This is a genomic window from Planctobacterium sp. AWM4_229, assembly GCF_056160305.1.
The window spans coordinates 725,972-747,648 of the sequence record NZ_JBSWWX010000001.1 but is presented as its reverse complement, the minus strand read 5'-3'; the positions used below and the strand labels follow the sequence as shown (position 1 = coordinate 747,648).

Genomic DNA, 21,677 nt, shown 5'->3' with positions numbered 1-21,677 from the left:
AGGGTGTGGAAGCGTTGTAAGGCGTTAAGCTAACCTGTACTAATTGCCCGCGAGGCTTAATCATACAACACCCGGTATTATTTGGTGTTGTCACCGCCAGGACGGCGGGGAGTAGACAACGCAGGAGCATGTTGTCGAAGAACACGCTTATGAAGAAGAGTAAGACGCGCTTGCCCAAGCAAGAACAAGATTCATACGAAAAGATTTATCTGTCTTTTCCTGTTTAGTTAAACAGGCAAGCAGTTTTTATAAACTACATCCATGTAGTTTACCCCTTCGGGGCCGCACTAAAGTGCGTTAAAAATTGTTCCTGACAATTTTTTGTCTGGCGGCCATAGCGATACGGAACCACCTGAATCCATTCCGAACTCAGTAGTGAAACGTATTAGCGGCGATGGTAGTGTGGGGCTTCCCCATGTGAGAGTAGCACACCGCCAGGCTCCTATTTAGAAAGAAGGCTACCCGGTTGGGTGGCCTTTTTTCGTTTCTGCGGCACTAAATATTTTTATTCCTGGCAAATATATCGGGTAGCCTCCTCTCTAAATAGAACTTACCGTGCTACTTCATTGGGAACCTAACCCATCAATAGTAACTTCATCATCTGTTCTCTGATTAGCGTACGGGGTACAAACATCCCTGTGAGGGCATCCAGCCCCGGCATCCTTGCCGGGTCGTTCGGCTGGGCGGCGCTGCGCGCCTAAATAATCCAGCCTCACCCCCATGTGAGAGCTAAAGTCTGTAGGTCGAACTTTAGTTCGACACTTCCGCCATCCATGGCGGGCGCTACCGCCAGGCTCCTGGTTAGAGAAAGGGCTATCCGAAAGGGTAGCCCTTTTTTGCATTTGCGATTCTGAAAAATGTTGTTGTTTTATCAATACAAGCGGATAGCCCTTCCCCTAAATAGCGATTAGCTATGCTAATCCACAAGAGATGCCTGACCCATCAATAATAACTTCATAATCTCCTCTATGATTAGTGTACGGGGGACAAACATCCCTGTGATGGCTTCTCGACAACTGCTCCTGCGTTGTTCTAATGTCACACATCCATGTGTGCCACAGCCGGGCCGTCCGTTGGCCCGTCGTTCAAGGGGCCGGAACTTCGTTCCTGTAAACACCCCTTTCACCCCCATGTGAGACACACTTGTAGGTCGAGATTTATCTCGACAACTTAGTTACAAGTCCTCGTCTTTGTCCGGCTAAAGCCGAACCTACAAAGAATACGGGGATAGATTGTGAGGAATATCAGGCTTAGCGTCGATATCAATACTTTGCTCTGATCTGTTCGAAGGTGCCATCGGCTTTTAGTTGTGCAAAAGCAGCCGAGAAGTCTGCGATAAACTCTTTATCGATTTCGTTATTAAAGGCGTAATGGGTGGTGAGCTTTTCGATAGTGAAGTGAGTTGAATATTCTTCAGGCTGGACGCCAAGGCGGTTGAATTCAAAAGATGCAATTGCTTCGTCAATGGCTATCACATCTATTCTGTTTAACAACAACATACGAATAAGTTCTAATGAAGTAGGTAGCTTTACCGTAGATTCATTTTCCAGCCCGTATTTCTTGAGGAGCTGTTCACCAATGTCGTTGCGAACAACTCCTACATTAAGCGGGTTTAAATCGGTCACTTTGCTTAGCTTGATATTGTTTTTTAACGTAATAATCGAGATGTTTGAAGGCATAATAGCTTCAGAAAATTGAAACAAAGAAGAGCGGTGCTGTGATTTGGTCATAGTAAAGACCGCCGCATTTGGGGTGTTAAGGGTATGCCTGTATGCTCTGGCCCAAGGAACTACCAGGATATTGTTTTTATCAAAATCGATTTGCATACGTTGCATAATTGCTTCGAGTAAATCAACGCTTACTCCAACCAACTCACCGTCGTAATTGTGAAAGTTGTAAGGCGGATATTCTTCAGTCATCCACACAATGTCTTGAGCTGAATACTTAGAGGTAGCTGGCGCTGAAAAGACTAATAAAGCAGAGATGAATAAGGCCATACAAGCTCGTAGCTTGTTACCTGAAATCGGGAACAGTGTACTGCTTGTGATCATAAAAAATCTTTTATGTTTCTAATGTAAAAAGTATAGAGGATCAGACTTATTATTCTAGTATTGTTTAATGAGGAAAAGTGAAAAAGCGGTAGTGATGGCCAGCAAGGAGCCAAGCTCCTTACTGGCCATGGAAATCATTTTATTAGCCGTTATTTACATCCAATGTTTCGCAAGGTGGATATTCTGCTATCGCCTGAGAAGCCATTTGTTGTAAAAACAACTGGGTATCACTATCCAGTTCAGAATAGCTGAGCTCTCCTAATAACTCGGCCGGGTGAGCGGTGATGGTTTCAAACAAAACTTGAGCTGTGAGGTACGCTCCGGTGTGATTAGAGTGATTACCATCACTGGCATGCAATTCAATCGAGGGTTGAATTAATAACGAGTTATCCCATGCATATCCGATAGGTGCAACGCATGATGGGGTTGATTCAGCGATGCTTTGATGGATGTCATAAATATAAGCCGCTTCATCAGCCAGATGCCGTTGTCCCCATTCTGGAAACAAAACTGGAACTCCCCCTTGTTCTTTTGTCTTGTTAATAAAAGACTGGGCTGCAGTGGTGGGGTATTCCACAGTTCGGGTAACGGAATATTTTTGCGCTTGCAGTATCACGTAGTCCCAATTTCGTTCTTCCAGGTGGTTCAGCGTAGTACTATCCTGCAAGTGATCAGACAGAAATAAGGACTTTACAGCTCGCTCTACAAGTATATTTTGCTCTGGGTAATAAGCCTGAAGGGTTTCTTGTAGTTGTCCCGGGAGGTTGCCAAAATTGGTGTGACTATTTCCAATCATCAATACCGTTAAATCATAATTGTCTGGTGGTGGGGTAGTTGGAGCTGGGGGATTAGAACTACCTTCGCTGCCGCTTCCGCCACATGCACTTAAAAGACTTGTAGTTAACGCTATTAAAGCTAGTTTTTTATTCATTATTGTTATTACTCCCTTAACTTTAAGATTCTCTAATTTAACATTTACGGCCTTGTTTTCGAGTTATTAATCTAATTTCCTGAAAGTCTGATGTGTAAACTTTTGTTGCAAGTAGGCACGCGAAAAGCAGCGGCCACTGATGATGGTTTTGAGGGAAGGGATACCGCATAATAGCGTTACGTTTTGAATACACGGGAAAAGTCATTGCAAGACATAAGCATAGAAGAGATCAATAACAAGGTCGCCAACAAAGAGTCATTCGTTTTAAATCTGGTTGCTAGTTGGTGCCCCGACTGCACCGAGAAGCAGGCCCCAAACCTGGCCACTTTTGAGCAAAGTTTAATGGAGTCTGAGTTGTCGCTTTATAATATCGTTGTACAACACCATAGAGGCGAATTTCTCTCAGCAGCGCATCAGGATTTAGTAGAGCAACTTGGTGGCCATGGTTATCCTCGTACTGTGCTGTTTCTCAGAGGACAGGCAATTGATATTAACAATGTTGAAATCACCTCAAAGGAACAACTTGAAGTACTTGCCAATAAATTCAAAACCCGTATAAAAAAGCCCGCATAATAGCGGGCTCTTTGAGGTTTTTTATTCTGGATCACTTTCTGTCGGATCGTCGAAGAAAGATTCCTGGCGTTTATTTTTCTTAGCCGGTGGTGTGTAGCTAGCTTCAAACTCTTCATTAAGTGAAATAATGCGTGTTTTGCTAATACGGTGACGATAGATTTCACGTAAATACATGATGGCTTTTTTCACGTTTTCAGCATTGAGTCTGATGTCGTTAATAGAAGTGAACTTGCTTTGTTCTCTGATCAGCTCTTTATATTTTTTCTCGTACATCGGCTTAATGGCATACCAGTTGGTATCCAGGATCTTTGCCGGGTTTTCATTAGCTACCAGCATATCCATTAACAATTCTTCATCGAACTCTTCTGCTCTTATAAATTCAACGATAGCTTTATCAATGGTCTCGTCGTAACGGAAATTGTCTTTGGCAAAACAGCGTTTAATGTAGGCAACGATCAGCGTTAAGAAATCGTCACTCAAACAGGGACTTTTTGCGATCAACGTTGTCAACGACAGGTTGGCAGAAGCACCAATCACCAATGCGTAACGTTTTAATGTGGTATTAGGGAACAAAGAATTCAAATGGACTTTTAGCTTGTTCAAGTCCATGTAGGACAGTTTAAAGTCCTTAGGTAACGACACAATTGATACTACAGACGAACAATTTTGATAAAAATGCAGCTTGCGAATTTGCTCGGGATCGAAGTTTCTGTCTTTGTAGTCTTTCAATACTTTCTTGTAGCGACCAGACTCAATCGGCAGCAGACTGATACCTTCAATGGCTTGTGTTTGTTTGTTGTAGTGGGGCAGGTCGATAGAGCGATAGAAAAGATCGTCAATATCGAGGCGTTTGCCATCGCTGTCTTCACTATCCACTACTGATTCGGCATAAGCGATAGCTACCGGCCCAGCTAAGCTCATAAACAGATCGTTGGCATCCAATCTGATGGTTTCGCCGATATCAATACCTGCTCTGTGGAAGTAGTTTTCGTCATAGTCAGTGGTGACTGCCTGGGCGGTCAGAATGTTAAAAATCTGCTGGCTAATGTACTGATTAGCATGCTTTTCCATGGCGTTAACGTCAATTTCGTTAATGGTGCCACCTTTGTCGTTCTCTTCTGCGTAGCGCATGATGTCATTGGAGATCAGCATCATGGCATTCCAGGGGCGAATTCGATTCATTACCTCGGATGTATGGCCATCTTCACTGTCCAGGTTGTAAGAGAAATCCCACTCCTCTGACAGGTATTTACATAACAAACGGCCTGCATTGATATGCAGTGCTTCAGACATCTGCATACTCTTGTCAGTGATGTTGGGCAGGATACAGATACCGCTGGTAAAAATAGGCTCAAATACAAACGATTGATTTTGACTGGCGAGGTCTCGTTCGGGTTTAACATCAAATGTTTTGCTCATGTATGAGTATTGTTGCGCCAAGCCAAATTCTGAGGCCATCCCTGAACCGGTACCGCCGCCAGCACTGAAGATATAGAAATACAATCGAGACTGGTTGGCTTTGATACCGCAGGAATCTATCAGGTAAGAATGAATGAACTTCCAATCGTTATTGGAGAAGTGCTGAGTATCTTTGTTAAGAATTATCTTCGCCAGATATTGTCCGAGGATGGGGGCATTACCGGCACCGCCAGCATGCACTTCTGACAAATCCATGATTTTTAATTTGCGATATTCATCCAGGAAGTTGCTTTCGGCACCTTTTGAGGAAAAGCGAATACGGCCTTCGATGTCTTTATCTAAATCACCCAGCATCACTAGTGGTTCGATCAAGAACACCGGTTGTGTTGAATTGGCAGAATTGAGTTTGAGATTTCGCTGTAACCATTTTACCGGCTTATTATCTGATTCTTTGGCTTTTTTCAGCTCTACATTAAACTCATTCAAATAAAAGTTGCGGGCGTTGTGTACCAGAGACGCCACTTCCAAAGCGATATTCGAGCCACATCGACCTAAGCCAATCAAACAAACCGAGGGAAAGCTTTGCAGTTTAGGGGTTGAGTCAACATCGTTTTCAGTCGGGGGATAAACGTTGTTGCGCAGTGAATCCAGATTGGACAGGATTTTAGAAATATCTTTTTCAGTATAGTAATTGAATTGTGAGGGCAGGGTAGTGGACTCTTTGTCTTTAACAGTGACCGAAGGTGTTTTTACTATTACTTCGTAGTCCTGTTCCTGACCATATTGGTCTTCGTTGTCTACCATGGTTTGCTTATTTCGTATAATTGGTTTCTTGGTACGCATGACTGCCCCCTGCTACGTTCACCACTACAGAAACTCACTATAGTGTATTTATCGTTCACTTAGCAATGCAATATAACACTTAACAAATCATTAACACAAAATGTTTGTTGACCTTTGAATTTTTTAAGTTACTGAAAATTATTGATTTTTGATTTTGTTAGTTGTTTAAGCCGTTTTTCCTCTATATGGTTAGCTAACAGTATTTAATGGATTTACAGGTAACAGAGCTATGAGTGCAGCCCCTTTTCCCATCCTCACCAGTGACCGGCTGATATTAAATGAACTGAAAAAAACGGACCGAAAACAAGTATTTGAAATATTTTCAGACCCACAAGTTACTGCTCATTATGATGTGGAGCGCTTTAAAGAAATAAAAGAGGCAGATCATCTGATCCAGTACTTCAAGTCGCGCTTTGAAACCAACACAGGTATCCGTTGGGCTGTCAGGGAAAAAGGTAAATCGACGTTGATTGGCAGTTGTGGCTTTAATAGTTGGAATCAATACGATGCTAGCGTGATCTTGGGCTACGACCTATCGCCTAAGTATTGGGGAAAGGGCTATGCCAGTGAATCCGTCAATACCATTTTGGAGTACGCATTCAGTACCAAATTTCCCATCAGAGTGAATCGTATTGAATCATTGATTTTGCCCAGTAATCTGCCTTCGATAGCTGTGTCGGAACGGGCTGGCTTTCAATTTGAGGGGGTTATGCGTGAGAAGTGTTTTTGGAATGGGGCTTTTCACGATATGAATCTCTACAGCCTGCTGCGCAAGGACTTTGAAAGAAAATAATAATTACTCACTTAGTAGTACTTTTGCGCTCTCTCTCAGTTGACAATTTAGCTGTTTTTTACCCTCTAGCTTGTGTCGGGATATCAGGGCTTTTTGAGAATATCTCTTGAGAAGCCAGTCTATGAGTAGTTCTGGCAGTTCGTTCGGTTGCTCTCTTTTTGCAATGAAGTGCAGTGCTAGAATTTCCAACACCGGCGCGCTCAATTCAAGACTGCGGTTGCCATAACAAAACAAGTGCAGTGAATTCCTTGCGTGCTCTGCAGTTAACATTAAATGCTGAGATAAATCACTACTTTGAGCAAGCAGCGAGTAGAGGGCATTATCCAGATTTTGATATAAACCTGACAGGTGAAAGCGCAACAGGTGGGAGAAGTTTTGCTGTATCTCGGGCAACGCATCTTTGACTTGCTCGGAAATAGTTCGCAGTAATGTCAGATTGTATTCTGCCGTTGCCTTGTCGCGGTGAAAGCCTAACAATACCGGTTCGCAGCCTGAACGCTGCCAAAATTTAAGTAGTTTATCGGTGGCACCAAAAGAGCTACCCAGATAATCAATGTCATTCGCCAGGCACCACTGGGCAACAAAACTAACTAACCTTTTGCCTAATCCCTTTGAGCGATGTGATGCGGTAACTGCAATGCGAATAACCCGGAAAAATCGTTTACTTAAGTGTTGAGTGTTGGCATTGCCGTATGCAATCTGTTGCGCCAGCATGTGTCCCTGCACGCGTCGTTGGCCAGCAACAATGGCTTGCATTAAGTCCCCATCGTCAAAACCGCCTTCGATATTGCCGCACACTGCTGCTATAAGGTTGTTCGCTGTACAGGGGCCATTGAATAGCGCAAACAGTCTCTGCTCCGGTGCATCCATCAGTGCCATCAGATCATCCGGGCTGGTTTGATAATGGGCGTCCACCAACAGTGAAAATACGGCGTTGACTAAGTCAGAGTTCGCAATTAACTGCTCACTGCTTAGTTCTTCAATATTAATCGTGTTCTTTTGTAATACATCTGGTGTAGTGACAGCCGTTTTTTTGAGGTGAAGAGCCCGCCACCAGAATTGCTCCAGGGCATCATTCTCATACCAGCGGAAAGGCAGTGACAAGCTGGTAAAAGCCCCTTGTGGACGATGCTTTGTAAGCCAGGGTTTGAACCGTATCTCAAAGCCACGACCACTGCCTTCATAGCCATTAACGGTGCTGCTGAAAACAATTCGATGATATCGCTCAGTTAAAGTTTGTAGTTGATAAACGGGTATTCCGGCAGCTTCATCTACCAGTAACAAATCTGCTTCGGGCTGATTAATAATAAGCTCATCGAGTGCCACAAATTGGATGTGCTCAAGGGCACTTTGGCAGATAGTTTGAGCATGTTGAAACAAAGGCTCAACTGAGGCCTTTTGTGGCGCAGTTACCAGAATGCGCTTTTGTCCCTCTTTGCTCAATTCTCCACTGGCAATACCTAAGGCTGATGTTTTACCGCGACCGCGATCGGCGCTGATCACTAGCGGTCGCTTTCTGTGACCGGTGGCGACCTTTTTTATCTGCTCAATTACAGCCCGTTGTTCAGTAAAATGTTTTGAATGTTGATCGGTTGCCACTGCATAATTTTTCCCGGTAAATCCACAGTCATTGAGAAGCAAAACATGCGGGTCCTGCTGGATTTGAGAAATCAGCTGGATAACAAAGTTACTGCTCTTAAAGTTGTCGATTTGTCCATAGGAAATGCGATTGGCCAGATAGGGATCGTTATAAGTCGGCCAACTGGCGAACTCTGGGCATAGCAAAATCATCAGCCCGTTCTTTTTAACCGTTCCCGATAGAGCTGCTAAGGCATTCGCCCTTAAGCCCTGCCAGGCATTGTAAATCACCCAATCATATTCTCGACCCAGGTGATGGCGAAACTGACTGTTATTGGTAACCGCCTGATTCACACCTTCTTTAAAACTGGTATTACAGGTAAGCAGTGCGAAAGACGGTTTTTGAGAATCGGGAATACTATTAACAAGCTGCTCTACCTGATTTAATCCCCAAACTTCAGCACCACTGATAACCAATAACTGGCGGTGATACAGGGCATGAAATCGTTGTTGGATAAAAGATTGCAGCTGTGCATCCATGTAAATAGCCAAAATTCAGGTATAATTTAGGGATAGTTTATGCAATTCAGAATAGGAATTCGAATGAGATTTTTTTCACGACGTTTGGTGATGCCCAACGACCTCAATTTTGCCAACTTTCTGTTCGGGGGCAGGGCACTTGAGTGGATTGACGAGGAAGCGGCAATTTATGCCATGTGTCAATTGGATACTAAGTTTCTGGTAACCAAACACATCGGCGCGATTAGCTTTGAGTCTTCTGCTGCTGTGGGGGATGTTGTCGAGTTTGGCCTTGCCACCAAAAAAGTAGGCCGTACTTCCTTAACCGTGACATGTCTGGTGCGTAACAAAGCCACCAAGAAAACCATATGTATCGCAGACGATATTGTATTTGTTATGGTGGACCCGGAAACCCGCTTGCCAACACCGCACGGGCGTACCTTGGAAGATTTGGAAAAGGCGACACAGCAGGAGCTTGAAAATCTCAATATTCAAAATAGTTAATATTGATATCCGCATGGCTTGTGTATGGCCCGTGTTTGCTGATACACTCGCCGCGCTTCGCCAGGCTAGTTAGCTAACGCGGAGTACAGCCAGGGGGTGCCTAAGTGCTGAGATTGGTTTTTTAAATAAAAACCAGAACCCCAGACCTGATCCGGATAATACCGGCGTAGGGATGGTACAACGCAAATTGTTTCTCATCATATAGCCGTAATGCCGGATCTTTTCATGTTTAAACAAGAAGAGATCCTATCGTGAATTCTAAATTTAAAACTTCGTTAATCAGCTTTGCCGTTGTCTCATCATTGAGTGCGCCTTTGTTCGCTCAAGAAGATGACTCGGTCAACATTGAACGTATCGTTATTTCCTCTGATTTTCGCAATCTTACCGAAAATGAATTACCGGCCAGTGCCAGTATCTTGTCTGCTGTTGATATTGAGCAGCGCCAGGCACAATTTTTAAGTGAAATGCTGGACAGTGCTCCCAATGTAAACTTCAACAGTGGTGCGGGACGTGCTCGTTTTGTGCAAATTCGCGGTATTGGGGAGCGCAGTCAGTTTACCGAACCTTATAATCCGTCCGTGGGTTTTTTCGTGGACGACCTGGACTTCTCCGGCACCATGGCCATTGCTACCTTGTTCGACGTAGAGCAGGTTGAGGTATTAAAAGGGCCGCAAGGCACCACCTTTGGCTCTTCAGCGTTGGCAGGCTCAGTAAAACTGAAAACAGTTGATCCCGATGGCGTTGAAAGTGGCAAAGCCAGTTTGTCTATTGCCCAAAAAGACAGTTATAACCTGGCTGCTGCCTATGGCAATGCTATCAATGATAAATGGCAATTTCGCGCCGCGGTGCAGCAATACCTGAGCGATGGCTATATTTATAATGAGCATCTGGAAAAAGACAACACCGATAACATCGATGAATTCAGCTCTCGCTTAAAAGTCCGTTATCTGGCCAGTGATAACCTGACATTGGATTTTGCACTGCATTATTACGATGTCGACAATGGATATGATGCCTTTTCTCTGGATAATGTGCGCAACACTTTGTCTGATGAGCCGGGTTTTGACCGTCAGGAAACCACGGCCTTCAGTGCTAAGGCAACCTGGCAGTTGGATTCTTTCGACGTGCAAGCGATAGCGACTACCAGTGATTCTGATCTGGATTATGGTTACGATGAAGACTGGACCTATGTGGGCTTCCATCCGTGGGAATACTCTTCTACAGATCACTATTTCCGTGAACGCGATACCGATAGCGTAGATATCCGATTATTGTCCAGTCAGCCCGTTAACCTGGGCGGAATTGAAGCGGATTGGGTGACCGGCGTTTATTTTAAATCCACCGATGAGTCATTGTTGAGGCGATATACTTATGCCGATGTAGACTTTACCAATGACTACGCACTGGAGAATGTTGCCGTTTATGGTGAAATTTACCCGCAACTCAGCGACAAACTAACCCTGACTATGGGACTTCGGGTTGAAGAAGCTAGCATAGATTATTCTGACAATGGTGGTTTTTCAGACTCGGTTGACGATACTTTTGTAGGTGGACGATTGGTACTGGATTATCAGATGACACCTGACATGTTGTCTTATGTCAGTATTAACCGAGGTTACAAATTAGGCGGTTTCAATACTGATCCTCGTGTACCCGTTGAAAATATCTATTTCGAAGGGGAGTACACCTGGAACTATGAAGTGGGTGCTAAACAATATTTTGATGATAATTCAACCTATATTGGCCTGGCGTTCTTTTATATGGACAGAGAAAACACTCACATCAGTGACTTCGTGGTGGAGCCCAATGACAACAATGGTTCAGTCAGTTTTGTGGATGTCATTGCCAATGCGGATATTGGTAAGAATTATGGCATGGAACTAGAAAGTTATTATCAACTTACTGAAAACTTTCAAATTTTCTCAAATATCGGGTTGTTAGATGCCAGTTTTGAGAATTATACCAATGCCAAAGGCGAATTTATTGCAGAACAAGATCAGGCGCAGTCTCCCTCTTACATGTTCAATATTGGGTTTAACCTCGATTTTGCCGAGGCATGGCGTTTAACGGTAGAAGCAGATGGCAAGGCCAGTTACCGCTTTTCCGACGGTCACGACGTAGAGTCGGGGGATTACACGCTTTGGCACTTCAATTTGAACCGCGAGTGGCAAGATTGGACACTGTCAATCTGGGGGAAAAACGTCTTCAATAAAGAGGTTTTCGTGCGAGGATTTGGTGGTTTTAGCAATGATCCCAGAGACTTTTATGAAACCCCTGAACCCTATTTACAGTTTGGAAATGGTCGTCAATTGGGTGTCACATTAGATTATCGTTTTTAAGGAGGTTGTATGAATATTTCCGTTGAAGTCAGCTTGTATCCTCTTGCAGACGGTTATCTGGAAATCATCAAGTCTACGGTAGAGCGCTTAGCTGAGGCACAGCAAGTGACTGTGAAAACCAATGCTATGAGTACGCAGATTACCGGAGACTTTGACGCTGTAATGGCGGTGCTCAAATCAGAGATATTGCAGACTTTTCAAGAAACCAATAAAGCGGTGTTTGTCTGTAAGTTTTTGAACAGCAGTATTGAGTTGTGATGGAGCTTCTCTGGCAACAGATAGTGCAACAATCGCTGGCAGAAGTGCTGGCGGTTGTTTGTTCATTGCTCTACGTACACTTTGCGGCTAAACAACAGCTTTGGTGCTGGCCTTTTGCTCTGGCCAGCACAGCCTTGTACACCTGGATATTTTGGGAAACCAGTTTGTTTTTCCAGTCGTTACTCAATGCCTGGTACCTGATCATGGCTGTGTATGGTTGGTTAAACTGGCGCAGAGTGGCAAAAACGGGGAAAGAGCAGGTGCAGCAGTGGGGAATCAAACAAAATATCCTGCTGTCTCTGAGTTTGCTGTTAGTTAGTGTATTGGCATTTCAGGTATTGTCGTTTGTCAGTCCTGAGCCAATCATTTTTCTTGACCTTGCCATAGCCATCTACAGTGCTTTTGTCACTTACATGCTGGCGCAAAAAGTACTGGAAAACTGGTTATATTGGTTTGTACTCAATAGTCTTACTGCCTGGTTGTGTTATCAGCAAGGGCTGCTGTTAACTGCGCTACTTTTCGCGATTTATGTTTTATTTTCCATCAAAGGTTATATAAACTGGCGTAATAATCATCAACTTGTATACCAGCATTCACATCAGGGCTAAGTTAATTTGAGCAACCGCTTTGGTATTGTGGTCCTGGAACGCTGGTTTTTAAATGCTGTCCGGGACGACCACTAACCTGATGCTCATTTCATTTGCCACACACCCATTAACTGAATTTCTGGCGATATGTAGCTTCCTGCTTTATGTTCTGCTCAGTGCGAAAGGCAATATCTGGTGCTGGGCGGCGGGCTTCCTTACGGCATTTTTATATACCTTTGTTTTTATCGGCGCACACTTACCCGGGCAGGTGGCGCTTAATATTGTGTACATGATGATGTCTATTTGGGGGTGGTCGGTTTGGTTGGAAAATCGCAAACCCGATGGCATAAGCTTATTCACCTATGGTGATGTTCGAAAGCACATAGTATTCACAATTGGAATCCTGTTATTAGCAACAGGGATCAGCTTGTTGCTACCTTCCTATTTCACAAGTGCACAACCTGTATTTGAAGCCATTGTTATCGGATTAAGTGTTTATGCCACCATCCTCACGGTTTTTCGCAAGATAGAGAGTTGGTTGTTTTGGATGGTCATTAACCTCGCCAGCTTTATACTTTTCTTTGAAGAGAATTTATTACAGACTTCAGTAATGTATGGTGGTCTGGTGCTGATTTCAGCATGGGGATATTTTAATTGGCGCCGCTTCCGAAAACTAGAACAACAGCAAAGTCTCAAACAATGACTTGCCCTGACTTAGAACGCTTTCTGCGTACTACTTTTCAGTCGCAACCTTTTACCCTTACTCCCTTTGAAAGCGGCGGTACTAACCGTCATTACCGTGTACAAGCAGATAAAACCTATTTTTTGAAGGTTTTTCAAACTAATGCGCTTCAGGTAGTTTCCCGTAAACAGCAGTACAGTCTGCAATCTCAAATAGCTGACTCCGGCTTGGCGCCAAAACCCATTGCTTTATCTTCATGCAATCGATTTTGGTTGGAACTTTGGGGGGATGGAGAGTGCCTCCATGAACAATCTAACGATAGTCATATTGAGATATTGGCAAAAGCCATGGCCGCGATACACAGGGTACCAATAAAAGCGGCAGTGCTGGATATTCAAGCTGAATGGCTGCGCTATTTAGGCCTTGCCGACATGGACATGGCCTCATTTGAGCATCAAATGGATGCTTTGTTAAAACTTTATCAGTCCTCAAATGACAGCTGTTTTTGTCATAACGATTTGCATCTGTCTCATATTATCAAGGGTAAGCAGTTAACTATTCTGGATTGGGAGTATGCGGCAATGGGGAACCGTTACTTTGACCTTGCAGGGTGTATTCAGGTAAACCAATTAAATGCCGGGCAAAGCAAAACATTTTTAGAGGCATACTCGCAATATTCTCAGCGAGATAGTGAGGCCGTTGAGGAATTCACGGGGGCTATGATCCAGGTAGTAGATTTTACCTCGCAGTTATGGCATAACGCCTATAATAAGGTGCAAGAACACATTAAGAGCTGACGCTTATGGGCATTACAATTACGGCACAAGAAAAGGCAATTCTGCAAAAAGTAGCGATTCCTCCTCGTCCTGAAGCCTTGATTAAAATAGGTGAAGAAGCAAAAAAGCCTGAGCCCGATGTATCTGTTATTGCCAGTACAATATCTGCTGATGTCGGTATATCTGCTGCAGTATTACAGGTGGTTAATTCTCCGGTATTTCGCCGTTCAAAAGAAATTCAGTCTATCCAGCAAGCGGTGATGACTTTAGGCTTAAAACGCCTGTTGCCGCTGGTTAAATCGGTAGCGCTTAAAACCTCCATGGGTAGCGCGGAGAAACTGTCAGAGTTTTGGGATACCGCTTCAAAAATAGCTAATGCCGCTTCAATTAGTGCTGACTTGTTGGATAAAACTGCACTGAAAGATCACGCCTACATGTTGGGGTTGTTCCATAACGCCGGTATTCCGGTGATGATCATGGAATACGGTGATTATTCAGATATTATAGCAATGGCAGAAGAGGGAGGCTGGCAATCTGTGGCCGACGAAGAGCGCAATCGCTATGGCACTTCCTATACCACCATGAGTGCTGTGCTGGCACAAAAGTGGAAGCTGCCAGCGGTGATGGTAGAAACCATTTATTATCAGCAAGATGTTGAGGGACTTTACACTTCCGGAGAGCTGTCAGCTACAGGCCTGGATTTAATGAGTATTCTGAAATTGGCGCGCCATGGTGTGCATTATGAGAAAACCAACTCAGTGGCAGATACCGAATGGGAAGCGGCAGAAGATGCCATTTTGGAGCGTTTTGATTTAACCGATGCCGACATGGAAAACCTACGAGAGCAGCTGGTGGAGAAGATGTCTGAACAATAAGTCAGCGAACGGTTAAGGTTGTGCAATAAAAGCCTTTACCTTTGTAAATCTCTCAGTATAATGCCGCGTCCAGTGTTAGCACACTTTCTGTGTTCTAACTACGACAGGGGTGTAGTTCCAATTGGTAGAACAGCGGTCTCCAAAACCGATGGTTGGGGGTTCGAGTCCCTCCACCCCTGCCACTTTTCTTCGGACTCGATACATTATTCTAAGTCTCTCAATGACAAGCCAGTCGTATTTGGGTACATTTGAACTATGAGTCAAGCTAATACAATTACTCAATCCGAATATCAAAAATCCATTTTGGCTGAAATGGGCATTTCCTGCTGGCAAATGGCAGATACTTCTCTGTTAGACGATGAAGTAGCCAAGGTTTTGGCTATTGAAGAGAAGGTGGCAAAAGACGAGCTTCATTCTCAATCAGCGTCAAGCAGCGCAACTCAATCCGGAAGTGACTCTGGAAAAAGTGTGTTGCAACAACTGTCTGCTCAGTTGGGGGATAAAAAAGATGCGGCACCAGCACAACCGGCTTCCGGTGAATCTACCGCTAGTGAACCCTCTATCGAAGAAGTGGAAGTGATTCAGGAAGTGGATGAACTGCTGCTGTATCAATTGCAAGGCAGGCTGGCACAAGACATTGCCTTGGCTCTACAAAGTATTGGTCGTAGTTTTGTTACTGAGCCTAACTCGGGAAAGGTAAAATATCCTTTTGTGCTGTCGGATAATAACGAGCTTAAGGATTCTACTTCCCATTACTTTTCTTCCCAAAGCTTGAATCAGCCACAAGTTAAAAAACGACTTTGGCAATTACTACAACAAAGTTAATTGCATGGCGTTGCCTGATAAACTTCAGTTTCAATCCATCGATCCTGACAATTACGATGGAGCGTTTAAATTACAAACCGCCTGTCACGCTTTTCCCTGGTCCCGCAAGGTCTTTGCTGATTGTTTGACTAAACCGTATTTCGCCTGGCAAATCATCGATCAACATCAGCAAGTACAAGGTTATTATGTGGGCTTGTTGGCCTCGGTTGAAGCCACTCTGATGGACATCGGTGTGGCCCGTGATGTGCGCGGGCATGGACTGGGACGAGAGCTACTCAAACACTTTTTGCTGCAATGCAATCAGCGCCAGGCACTGGATGCCTGGTTGGAAGTACGGGTGTCCAATAAAACAGCCATTGCACTTTACCTGGATATGGGATTTGAAATCATCGAAACCCGTAAAAACTACTATCCACTGGCGGATGGTAAAGAAGATGCCTTGATCATGAAATTAGAGCTGGGGAAATAGGTCACTTTAACTGTATTTTAAGGTGGCCGTAATATTTACCCGTTTTACCTTTTGTAGTAGCTTTATTCTGTGTTGATATGAACAGGGAAAATGTCAATGAACATCAATGCTACGATAGCTGGACCAGTCATTTTTATTTTGTCTTTGGTCGTCGCTTATTACAATTGTCAGTTTTATACGCAACGCCGGAAAAAGGTCTTTGTATTTATTGGGACCCTGTTTCTGGGGATGTTCTTCATTCCTTTTGCTGTAGCTTTGTATTTGATTAATCGCTACCGACTTAAAGACTATTCTGAAATGGCGGAAGCGCTTAAATCTAAAGAGTCCAAGTCCCAATAAGGCTTATGCCTGAATCACTTTTTTGAAGTGACTTAGAGATGGAGACCCCACGGTCTCCATTTTTATTTTGAAATCATCGAAACCCGCAAAAACTACTATCCTCTGGCGGATGGTAAAGAAGATGCCTTGATCATGAAATTAGAGCTGGGGAAATAGTCTGAATCCCGCTCTTGAACTGGCTTTTTAGGCCAGATTCAGTATACTTCCCGGCCAATTTAACCGTTCGGAATGTTAATCCTAAATGACCTATCAAAAAGAAGTCGATAAGCGACGCACTTTTGCCATTATCTCTCACCCGGATGCCGGTAAAACTACTATCACTGAAAAGGTGTTATTGTTCGGTAATGCGCTGCAAACAGCGGGTACCGTGAAAGGTAAAAAGTCAGGTCAGCATGCGAAATCCGACTGGATGGAAATGGAAAAAGAACGGGGCATCTCGGTCACCACATCCGTAATGCAGTTTCCTTACGGCGATAACTTGGTAAACCTGTTAGATACACCGGGACACGAAGACTTCTCGGAAGATACCTACCGAACGTTAACGGCAGTAGACTCCTGTTTGATGGTAATTGACTCAGCCAAAGGTGTTGAAGCCAGAACCATTAAATTGATGGAAGTGACACGCTTGCGTACCACGCCTATCATCACCTTTATGAACAAGCTGGACCGCGATATTCGCGATCCGTTAGAGCTGTTGGATGAAGTGGAAGACGTTCTGAACATTAAGTGCGCGCCCATCACCTGGCCGATTGGCATGGGTAAAGAGTTTAAGGGGGTGTACCACCTGCTGCGTGACGAAACCATTTTGTACCAAACCGGTCAGGGTCACACCATTCAGGACAGCAAGGTTATCAAAGGTTTGGATAACCCTGAGCTGGATGAAGCGATTGGCAGCTATGCCGAAGAGTTACGGGAAATGCTGGAGCTGGTGCAAGGGGCCAGCCATGAGTTCGACCAGGAAGAGTTCTTGCGCGGTGAACTAACGCCGGTATTTTTCGGTACGGCATTGGGTAACTTTGGTGTGGACCACATGTTGGATGGTTTGACCGAGTGGGCGCCTAAGCCACAATCCCGCCAAACCCATGATCGTGAAGTGTTGTCCGATGAAAGCAAATTCACCGGTTTTATTTTTAAAATTCAGGCCAATATGGATCCGAAGCACCGTGACCGCATTGCCTTTTGTCGCATAGTGTCGGGTAAATACGAAAAAGGCATGAAACTGCATCAGCCGCGCATTGGCAAAGATGTGCGTATCTCTGACGCGGTTACTTTCCTCGCCGGTGACCGTTCGGTGCTGGAAGAAGCTTACGCCGGAGATATTATCGGTTTGCACAATCATGGCACAATCCAGATTGGTGATACCTTTACCTCTGGTGAAAAACTGCAATTTACCGGTATCCCAAATTTCGCACCGGAACTGTTCAAGCGCATTCGTTTGCGGGATCCCCTTAAGCAAAAGCAGCTATTGAAAGGTCTGATCCAGTTATCTGAAGAGGGCGCCGTGCAGGTTTTCAGACCGCTCATCAACAACGACCTTATCGTAGGTGCGGTAGGTGTGTTGCAGTTTGATGTGGTTGTGGCGCGTCTGAAGGCGGAATACAACGTAGATGCCTTGTATGAGCATGTAAATGTAACTACGGCTCGTTGGGTATCTGCCAAAGAACAAAAACACTTGGATGAATTGCGCCGTAAATCAGAAGTGAATTTGGCGCTGGATGGCGGTGATAACTTAACTTACATTGCGCCTACTATGGTCAATTTGTCCATTACCCAAGAGCGTCACCCAGATGTGACTTTCCACCAAACTCGTGAACACTAAGAATTGAGTGCCAAGATGAATATTCAACAACAACTTTTAGTTCGTTTTAAAGCGGCATTGGCCGCGATTGGTGCGCCAGAAGATGCACCTGCACCGCTGACCCAAAGCACGCGTGCCGGGTTTGGTCATTACCAGTTTAACGGTGCCATGGCATTAGCCAAAAGCCTGAAACAAAAACCTCGTGATATTGCTCAAGCTATTGTGGATGCAGTTGACCTGGCAGATATGGCTGAAAAGCTGGAAATAGCCGGACCGGGATTTATCAATATTCACCTGTCTGCAGATTTTATTTCTTCTCGCGTGACTAGCATCAATGCAGAGCCAAAGCTGGCGGTAACTCAGCCTCAGTCGCAGAAAGTAGTGGTGGATTACTCATCGCCCAACCTGGCCAAAGAGATGCACGTAGGTCATCTGCGCTCCACCATTATTGGTGATGCCGTAGTACGCGCGCTGGAGTTTTTAGGACACGATGTTGTGCGTCAAAACCACATGGGTGATTGGGGTACGCAATTCGGCATGTTGCTGGCTCACTTCAGCGATAAGCTACAAGACAATCAAGTGGCAGAAACGGCATTGTCCGACCTGGAAGACTTCTATCGCGAGGCCAAAGTGCGTTTTGATGAGGAAGAAGGCTTTGCTGATCGCGCACGTGCTCAAGTAGTTAAACTGCAAAGCGGCGACGAACAGTGCATGACTTTGTGGCACCAGTTTATCGATATCTCTATCGCCCACAGCGAAGAGGTATATCAAAAACTCGGTGTTACGCTAACCCGTGAAGATGTGATGGGTGAAAGTGCCTACAACGACCAATTGGCCGATGTGATCAGTAAAATGAAAGCGCAAGGTTTGGCTGTGGATGATCAAGGCGCGGTTGTCGTATTTATCGAAGAGCTTGCCGACAAAGAGGGCAATCCAGCGGTTTACATCGTGCAAAAATCCGGAGGTGGCTATTTGTATTCCACTACCGATTTGGCCGCAATGCGTTATCGTTCCTTCGAGTTGGGAGCGGATCGCATTCTTATCTTCACCGATGCTCGCCAGGCGCTGCACTTTAAACAAACTGAAATCGTTGGCCGTAAAGCGGGCTTTAGTCGCCCGGAAACCAGCTACGAGCATTGTCCTTTTGGCATGATGTTAGGTCAGGATGGCAAGCCGTTTAAAACTCGTACCGGTGGCACTATCAAACTAGCCGATTTACTGGATGAAGCCATTGAACGGGCTGAAAAGCTGGTGGCAGAAAGAGACTCTGGTTTAAGCGAGCAAGAGTGCCAAGAGATTGCCGCCAAGATAGGCATTGGCGCGGTTAAATACGCTGATTTAAGCAAAAACCGTACTACCGATTACATTTTCAACTGGGATACCATGCTCAGCTTTGAGGGGAATACGGCTCCTTATTTACAGTATGCTTATACGCGTATCGTCAGTATCTTCCGCAAGGCGGGCATCGATTTGAATACCATCGACGCTCCTGTAGCGCTGCAAGCTGAGCAGGAGATGGCGCTGGGCATTAAATTAGGGCAGTTTGTAGAAGCACTGGATCAAATGGTGTCTGAAGCAACGCCTCATGTGCTTTGTACTTACCTGTACGAATTGGCCAGCTTATTTATGTCCTTCTATGAAGCTTGCCCAATGTTGAAAGACGATGTGGCTGAAGAGCTTAAAATGAGTCGTTTGATGCTGGCTGCGGCTACGGCTAAAACTATCGCTACAGGCCTGGATTTATTGGGCATTCAAACCCTCGATAAGATGTAAGCACCTTTTCTTCTATGTAAAGAGTCAGAGTTAAACCTCTGACTCGTCCGTTTTTACTGCTATCCGAATTTCTGCACCAGAAAGTCAAATACAATCTTTATCCTGCGATTCATACGCAATTCGCGATGAGACACCAGGTACATCTCGATGTTAATGGCCTTATCTTCAGGGAAAATCGGGGAAACATCCGGATCATGATTTCCCACTTCACTGAGCATGCCACTGATCCCCATGTGTTGCTTCACCAACTGCCAGTTGAGCATGTGATTGGTGGTATAAGTGGAAAAGTTGGCCGGACTGAGTTCGAGGTCGAAGTATTGCTTTAAAATACTGATGTATTCCTGGTCATCAGCGAAGCCGACAAAATCAGCTTCATTCAATTTGTCTTCATCAAAAAGGGGCTGGTGGGCTTTGATATATTGATTGGAGGCGAACAGATTCAAAGACATGTCTTTGAGTTTACGAATGATTAAATCCGGCTGTTCGGGGCGATAGGCCCGGATGGCAATGTCGGCTTCCCGGCGTTTCAAATCGGAAGAATCATTGCTAACGATGGTATCAATTGTAATGTTTGGGTACAGGTTTTTGAATTCAGCAATGACAACGGGCAGGGTGAACAAGGCTGTCATTTCTGTGGCGCTGATGCGCACGGTTCCTTCAAGTTCTTGACCGTTACCGGCGGCGGACAAAGATAAATTCGCTGCCGCTTGTGCCATGGGTTTGACCTGCTCGTAAAGTGCCATTCCCGAAGGGGTGAGTTTCAAGCCTTTGCCAACACGCTCAAATAAAACCACTTTGAGTTCATCTTCGAGAGCTTTCACCTGACGGCTGAGTGTCGGTTGCGACAACGCTAACGCTTGCGATGCCGCAGAAAGGGAGCCCGTTTGCACGGTCACATAAAACGCACGTGCTTTGTTCCAGTCGAAGTTTATATCTCGCCAATCCATACAAAAATGTATATCAAACTATTGATTTTGGCTATTTTAGCCAGAAAATTCGCCTGTTAATATACAAAAATGAAAAGTTTATCGATTACAGGAGCAGTATTTTGCAGGACACCAAACGGTTTTGGAACAACGTCGCAATAAAGTATGCGGCGAAAAGTGTACCTGATGAGGGAGTTTATCAAAAGAAATTGCAACTCACACAGCAGGTTTTTAACAAACAGATGAAGGTACTGGAGTTGGGGTGCGGTACTGGTAGTACCGCACTCATTCATGCTCCCAAAGTGGCCGCTTATGTGGGCACTGATATATCCGATAAAATGATTGATATCGCGGACGAGAAACTGGTGCAATCAGAATGCAATAACCTGACGTTTAAAGTGCAAGATGTTGCAGATGCACTGCGTAAACATCAAGGTGTAGACGCGGTATTGGCCCACAGCCTTTTGCACTTACTGGCAGAACCGAAAAAAGTGATTCAGGATATTTATAATACACTGCAACCCGGCGGTTATTTGATTGCCAGTAATGTATGCCTTGAAGGACCGCTGAAATTACTGAAGTTAGTGCTGCCAATTGGCAAGTTCTTGGGCTTTATGCCTGGCTTGACTTTTTATGGCAAGAAAGAGCTAAACAATTGGCTGCAGCAATCCGGTTTTACCTTGGTAGAACAGTGGTCACCAGAAAAAAGCCCACACACCAGCTTTATTATTGCTAAGAAGAAATAAGTCGATATCGCTTTGATGATTAAAAACAAAAAACCAGCCACAAAGGCTGGTTTTTCAATTACGGCATTATTAT

20 protein-coding genes, 1 tRNA gene, 1 rRNA gene and 1 riboswitch are annotated in these 21,677 nt (G+C 44.6%); of the genes, 17 read left to right on the top strand and 5 right to left on the bottom strand.

All coding sequences use genetic code 11. The features are described from left to right. Positions 1–324 precede the first annotated feature (324 nt). A 5S ribosomal RNA gene (gene rrf / locus ACXAGP_RS03260) occupies positions 325–440 on the top strand. A gap of 822 nt (positions 441–1,262) precedes the next feature. Here rrf and ACXAGP_RS03255 read toward each other — a convergent pair. Both ACXAGP_RS03255 and ACXAGP_RS03250 read right to left on the bottom strand, forming a co-directional pair. After that, a complete protein-coding gene (locus ACXAGP_RS03255) occupies positions 1,263–2,051 on the bottom strand; it encodes a substrate-binding periplasmic protein (protein ID WP_475259491.1) in 789 nt (262 codons plus the stop codon). A gap of 142 nt (positions 2,052–2,193) precedes the next feature. Beyond that, positions 2,194–2,982, bottom strand: coding sequence for a hypothetical protein (locus tag ACXAGP_RS03250; protein WP_475259490.1), 789 nt, complete (start codon positions 2,980–2,982; stop codon positions 2,194–2,196). A gap of 204 nt (positions 2,983–3,186) precedes the next feature. On the opposite strand from ACXAGP_RS03250, the gene ACXAGP_RS03245 reads away from it, so the two are divergent. Further along, entirely contained in the window at positions 3,187–3,555 is a 369-nt protein-coding gene (locus ACXAGP_RS03245) for a periplasmic thioredoxin of cytochrome c-type biogenesis (RefSeq protein WP_475259489.1), read from the top strand. A 21-nt stretch (positions 3,556–3,576) separates the two neighbouring features. Here the strand turns inward: ACXAGP_RS03245 and ACXAGP_RS03240 are convergent, their stop codons facing one another. Further along, entirely contained in the window at positions 3,577–5,817 is a 2,241-nt protein-coding gene (locus ACXAGP_RS03240; protein ID WP_475259488.1) for a hypothetical protein, read from the bottom strand. 229 nt (positions 5,818–6,046) lie between these two features. Here ACXAGP_RS03240 and ACXAGP_RS03235 point away from each other — a divergent pair, with 229 nt between their 5' ends. Further along, positions 6,047–6,610: a GNAT family N-acetyltransferase gene (locus ACXAGP_RS03235; RefSeq protein WP_475259487.1), complete on the top strand. Its 564-nt coding sequence runs from the start codon at positions 6,047–6,049 to the stop codon at positions 6,608–6,610. Positions 6,611–6,613: 3 nt separating this feature from the next. Here ACXAGP_RS03235 and ACXAGP_RS03230 read toward each other — a convergent pair whose 3' ends face one another. Next, a complete protein-coding gene (locus ACXAGP_RS03230; protein WP_475259486.1) occupies positions 6,614–8,728 on the bottom strand; it encodes a tRNA(Met) cytidine acetyltransferase TmcA in 2,115 nt (704 codons plus the stop codon). 63 nt (positions 8,729–8,791) lie between these two features. On the opposite strand from ACXAGP_RS03230, the gene ACXAGP_RS03225 reads away from it, so the two are divergent. From ACXAGP_RS03225 to argS, 13 genes are all read left to right on the top strand, one after another. Then, a complete protein-coding gene (locus tag ACXAGP_RS03225) occupies positions 8,792–9,211 on the top strand; it encodes an acyl-CoA thioesterase (RefSeq protein ID WP_475259485.1) in 420 nt (139 codons plus the stop codon). An 82-nt stretch (positions 9,212–9,293) separates the two neighbouring features. Beyond that, positions 9,294–9,401, top strand: a riboswitch (TPP riboswitch). 61 nt (positions 9,402–9,462) lie between these two features. Further along, on the top strand, positions 9,463–11,550 hold the full coding sequence (locus ACXAGP_RS03220) for a TonB-dependent receptor (protein WP_475259484.1): 2,088 nt from the start codon (positions 9,463–9,465) through the stop codon (positions 11,548–11,550). Between the two features lie 9 nt (positions 11,551–11,559). Next, the gene (locus tag ACXAGP_RS03215) at positions 11,560–11,808 is read left to right on the top strand and encodes a YkoF family thiamine/hydroxymethylpyrimidine-binding protein (protein ID WP_475259483.1); all 249 of its coding nucleotides are present in this window, start codon (positions 11,560–11,562) and stop codon (positions 11,806–11,808) included. Beyond that, positions 11,808–12,416, top strand: a complete 609-nt coding sequence (gene pnuC / locus ACXAGP_RS03210; RefSeq protein WP_475259510.1) for a nicotinamide riboside transporter PnuC — start codon at positions 11,808–11,810, stop codon at positions 12,414–12,416. Before ACXAGP_RS03215 ends, pnuC (ACXAGP_RS03210) begins: the two co-directional genes overlap by 1 nt. A 52-nt stretch (positions 12,417–12,468) precedes the next feature. After that, positions 12,469–13,098 (top strand): nicotinamide riboside transporter PnuC, encoded by a 630-nt coding sequence (pnuC, locus tag ACXAGP_RS03205; protein WP_475259482.1) that lies wholly within the window; start codon positions 12,469–12,471, stop codon positions 13,096–13,098. Further along, positions 13,095–13,874: a phosphotransferase gene (locus ACXAGP_RS03200; RefSeq protein ID WP_475259481.1), complete on the top strand. Its 780-nt coding sequence runs from the start codon at positions 13,095–13,097 to the stop codon at positions 13,872–13,874. Before pnuC (ACXAGP_RS03205) ends, ACXAGP_RS03200 begins: the two co-directional genes overlap by 4 nt. 5 nt (positions 13,875–13,879) lie before the next feature. Further along, the gene (locus tag ACXAGP_RS03195) at positions 13,880–14,728 is read left to right on the top strand and encodes an HDOD domain-containing protein (protein ID WP_475259479.1); all 849 of its coding nucleotides are present in this window, start codon (positions 13,880–13,882) and stop codon (positions 14,726–14,728) included. 105 nt (positions 14,729–14,833) lie between these two features. After that, positions 14,834–14,910 (top strand) — tRNA-Trp (locus ACXAGP_RS03190). A gap of 73 nt (positions 14,911–14,983) precedes the next feature. Next, on the top strand, positions 14,984–15,553 hold the full coding sequence (locus ACXAGP_RS03185) for a hypothetical protein (RefSeq protein ID WP_475259478.1): 570 nt from the start codon (positions 14,984–14,986) through the stop codon (positions 15,551–15,553). A gap of 4 nt (positions 15,554–15,557) precedes the next feature. Next, complete coding sequence (rimI, locus tag ACXAGP_RS03180) at positions 15,558–16,022, top strand: ribosomal protein S18-alanine N-acetyltransferase (protein ID WP_475259477.1); 465 nt, start codon at positions 15,558–15,560, stop codon at positions 16,020–16,022. A gap of 96 nt (positions 16,023–16,118) precedes the next feature. Next, a complete protein-coding gene (locus ACXAGP_RS03175) occupies positions 16,119–16,361 on the top strand; it encodes a hypothetical protein (protein WP_475259476.1) in 243 nt (80 codons plus the stop codon). Between the two features lie 241 nt (positions 16,362–16,602). Beyond that, positions 16,603–18,180: a peptide chain release factor 3 gene (gene prfC / locus ACXAGP_RS03170; RefSeq protein WP_475259475.1), complete on the top strand. Its 1,578-nt coding sequence runs from the start codon at positions 16,603–16,605 to the stop codon at positions 18,178–18,180. A gap of 15 nt (positions 18,181–18,195) precedes the next feature. Continuing rightward, positions 18,196–19,932, top strand: coding sequence for an arginine--tRNA ligase (argS, locus tag ACXAGP_RS03165; RefSeq protein ID WP_475259474.1), 1,737 nt, complete (start codon positions 18,196–18,198; stop codon positions 19,930–19,932). 59 nt (positions 19,933–19,991) lie between these two features. Here argS and ACXAGP_RS03160 read toward each other — a convergent pair whose 3' ends face one another. Then, on the bottom strand, positions 19,992–20,879 hold the full coding sequence (locus tag ACXAGP_RS03160) for a LysR family transcriptional regulator (RefSeq protein ID WP_475259473.1): 888 nt from the start codon (positions 20,877–20,879) through the stop codon (positions 19,992–19,994). 101 nt (positions 20,880–20,980) lie between these two features. On the opposite strand from ACXAGP_RS03160, the gene ACXAGP_RS03155 reads away from it, so the two are divergent. After that, on the top strand, positions 20,981–21,604 hold the full coding sequence (locus tag ACXAGP_RS03155; RefSeq protein WP_475259471.1) for a class I SAM-dependent methyltransferase: 624 nt from the start codon (positions 20,981–20,983) through the stop codon (positions 21,602–21,604). Positions 21,605–21,677: the final 73 nt, after the last annotated feature.

Bases quoted from the DNA above. Each gene is read 5' to 3' on its own strand.
- ACXAGP_RS03185 (WP_475259478.1), top strand. From the start codon at position 14,984: ATGAGTCAAGCTAATACAATTACTCAATCCGAATATCAAAAATCCATT.
- prfC (WP_475259475.1), top strand. From the start codon at position 16,603: ATGACCTATCAAAAAGAAGTCGATAAGCGACGCACTTTTGCCATTATC.
- pnuC (WP_475259510.1), top strand. From the start codon at position 11,808: ATGGAGCTTCTCTGGCAACAGATAGTGCAACAATCGCTGGCAGAAGTG.
- ACXAGP_RS03230 (WP_475259486.1), bottom strand. From the start codon at position 8,728: ATGGATGCACAGCTGCAATCTTTTATCCAACAACGATTTCATGCCCTG.
- ACXAGP_RS03195 (WP_475259479.1), top strand. From the start codon at position 13,880: ATGGGCATTACAATTACGGCACAAGAAAAGGCAATTCTGCAAAAAGTA.
- ACXAGP_RS03250 (WP_475259490.1), bottom strand. From the start codon at position 2,982: ATGAATAAAAAACTAGCTTTAATAGCGTTAACTACAAGTCTTTTAAGT.
- ACXAGP_RS03235 (WP_475259487.1), top strand. From the start codon at position 6,047: ATGAGTGCAGCCCCTTTTCCCATCCTCACCAGTGACCGGCTGATATTA.
- ACXAGP_RS03200 (WP_475259481.1), top strand. From the start codon at position 13,095: ATGACTTGCCCTGACTTAGAACGCTTTCTGCGTACTACTTTTCAGTCG.
- ACXAGP_RS03215 (WP_475259483.1), top strand. From the start codon at position 11,560: ATGAATATTTCCGTTGAAGTCAGCTTGTATCCTCTTGCAGACGGTTAT.
- ACXAGP_RS03225 (WP_475259485.1), top strand. From the start codon at position 8,792: ATGAGATTTTTTTCACGACGTTTGGTGATGCCCAACGACCTCAATTTT.
- ACXAGP_RS03255 (WP_475259491.1), bottom strand. From the start codon at position 2,051: ATGATCACAAGCAGTACACTGTTCCCGATTTCAGGTAACAAGCTACGA.
- rimI (WP_475259477.1), top strand. From the start codon at position 15,558: ATGGCGTTGCCTGATAAACTTCAGTTTCAATCCATCGATCCTGACAAT.
- pnuC (WP_475259482.1), top strand. From the start codon at position 12,469: ATGCTGTCCGGGACGACCACTAACCTGATGCTCATTTCATTTGCCACA.
- argS (WP_475259474.1), top strand. From the start codon at position 18,196: ATGAATATTCAACAACAACTTTTAGTTCGTTTTAAAGCGGCATTGGCC.
- ACXAGP_RS03240 (WP_475259488.1), bottom strand. From the start codon at position 5,817: ATGCGTACCAAGAAACCAATTATACGAAATAAGCAAACCATGGTAGAC.
- ACXAGP_RS03175 (WP_475259476.1), top strand. From the start codon at position 16,119: ATGAACATCAATGCTACGATAGCTGGACCAGTCATTTTTATTTTGTCT.
- ACXAGP_RS03160 (WP_475259473.1), bottom strand. From the start codon at position 20,879: ATGGATTGGCGAGATATAAACTTCGACTGGAACAAAGCACGTGCGTTT.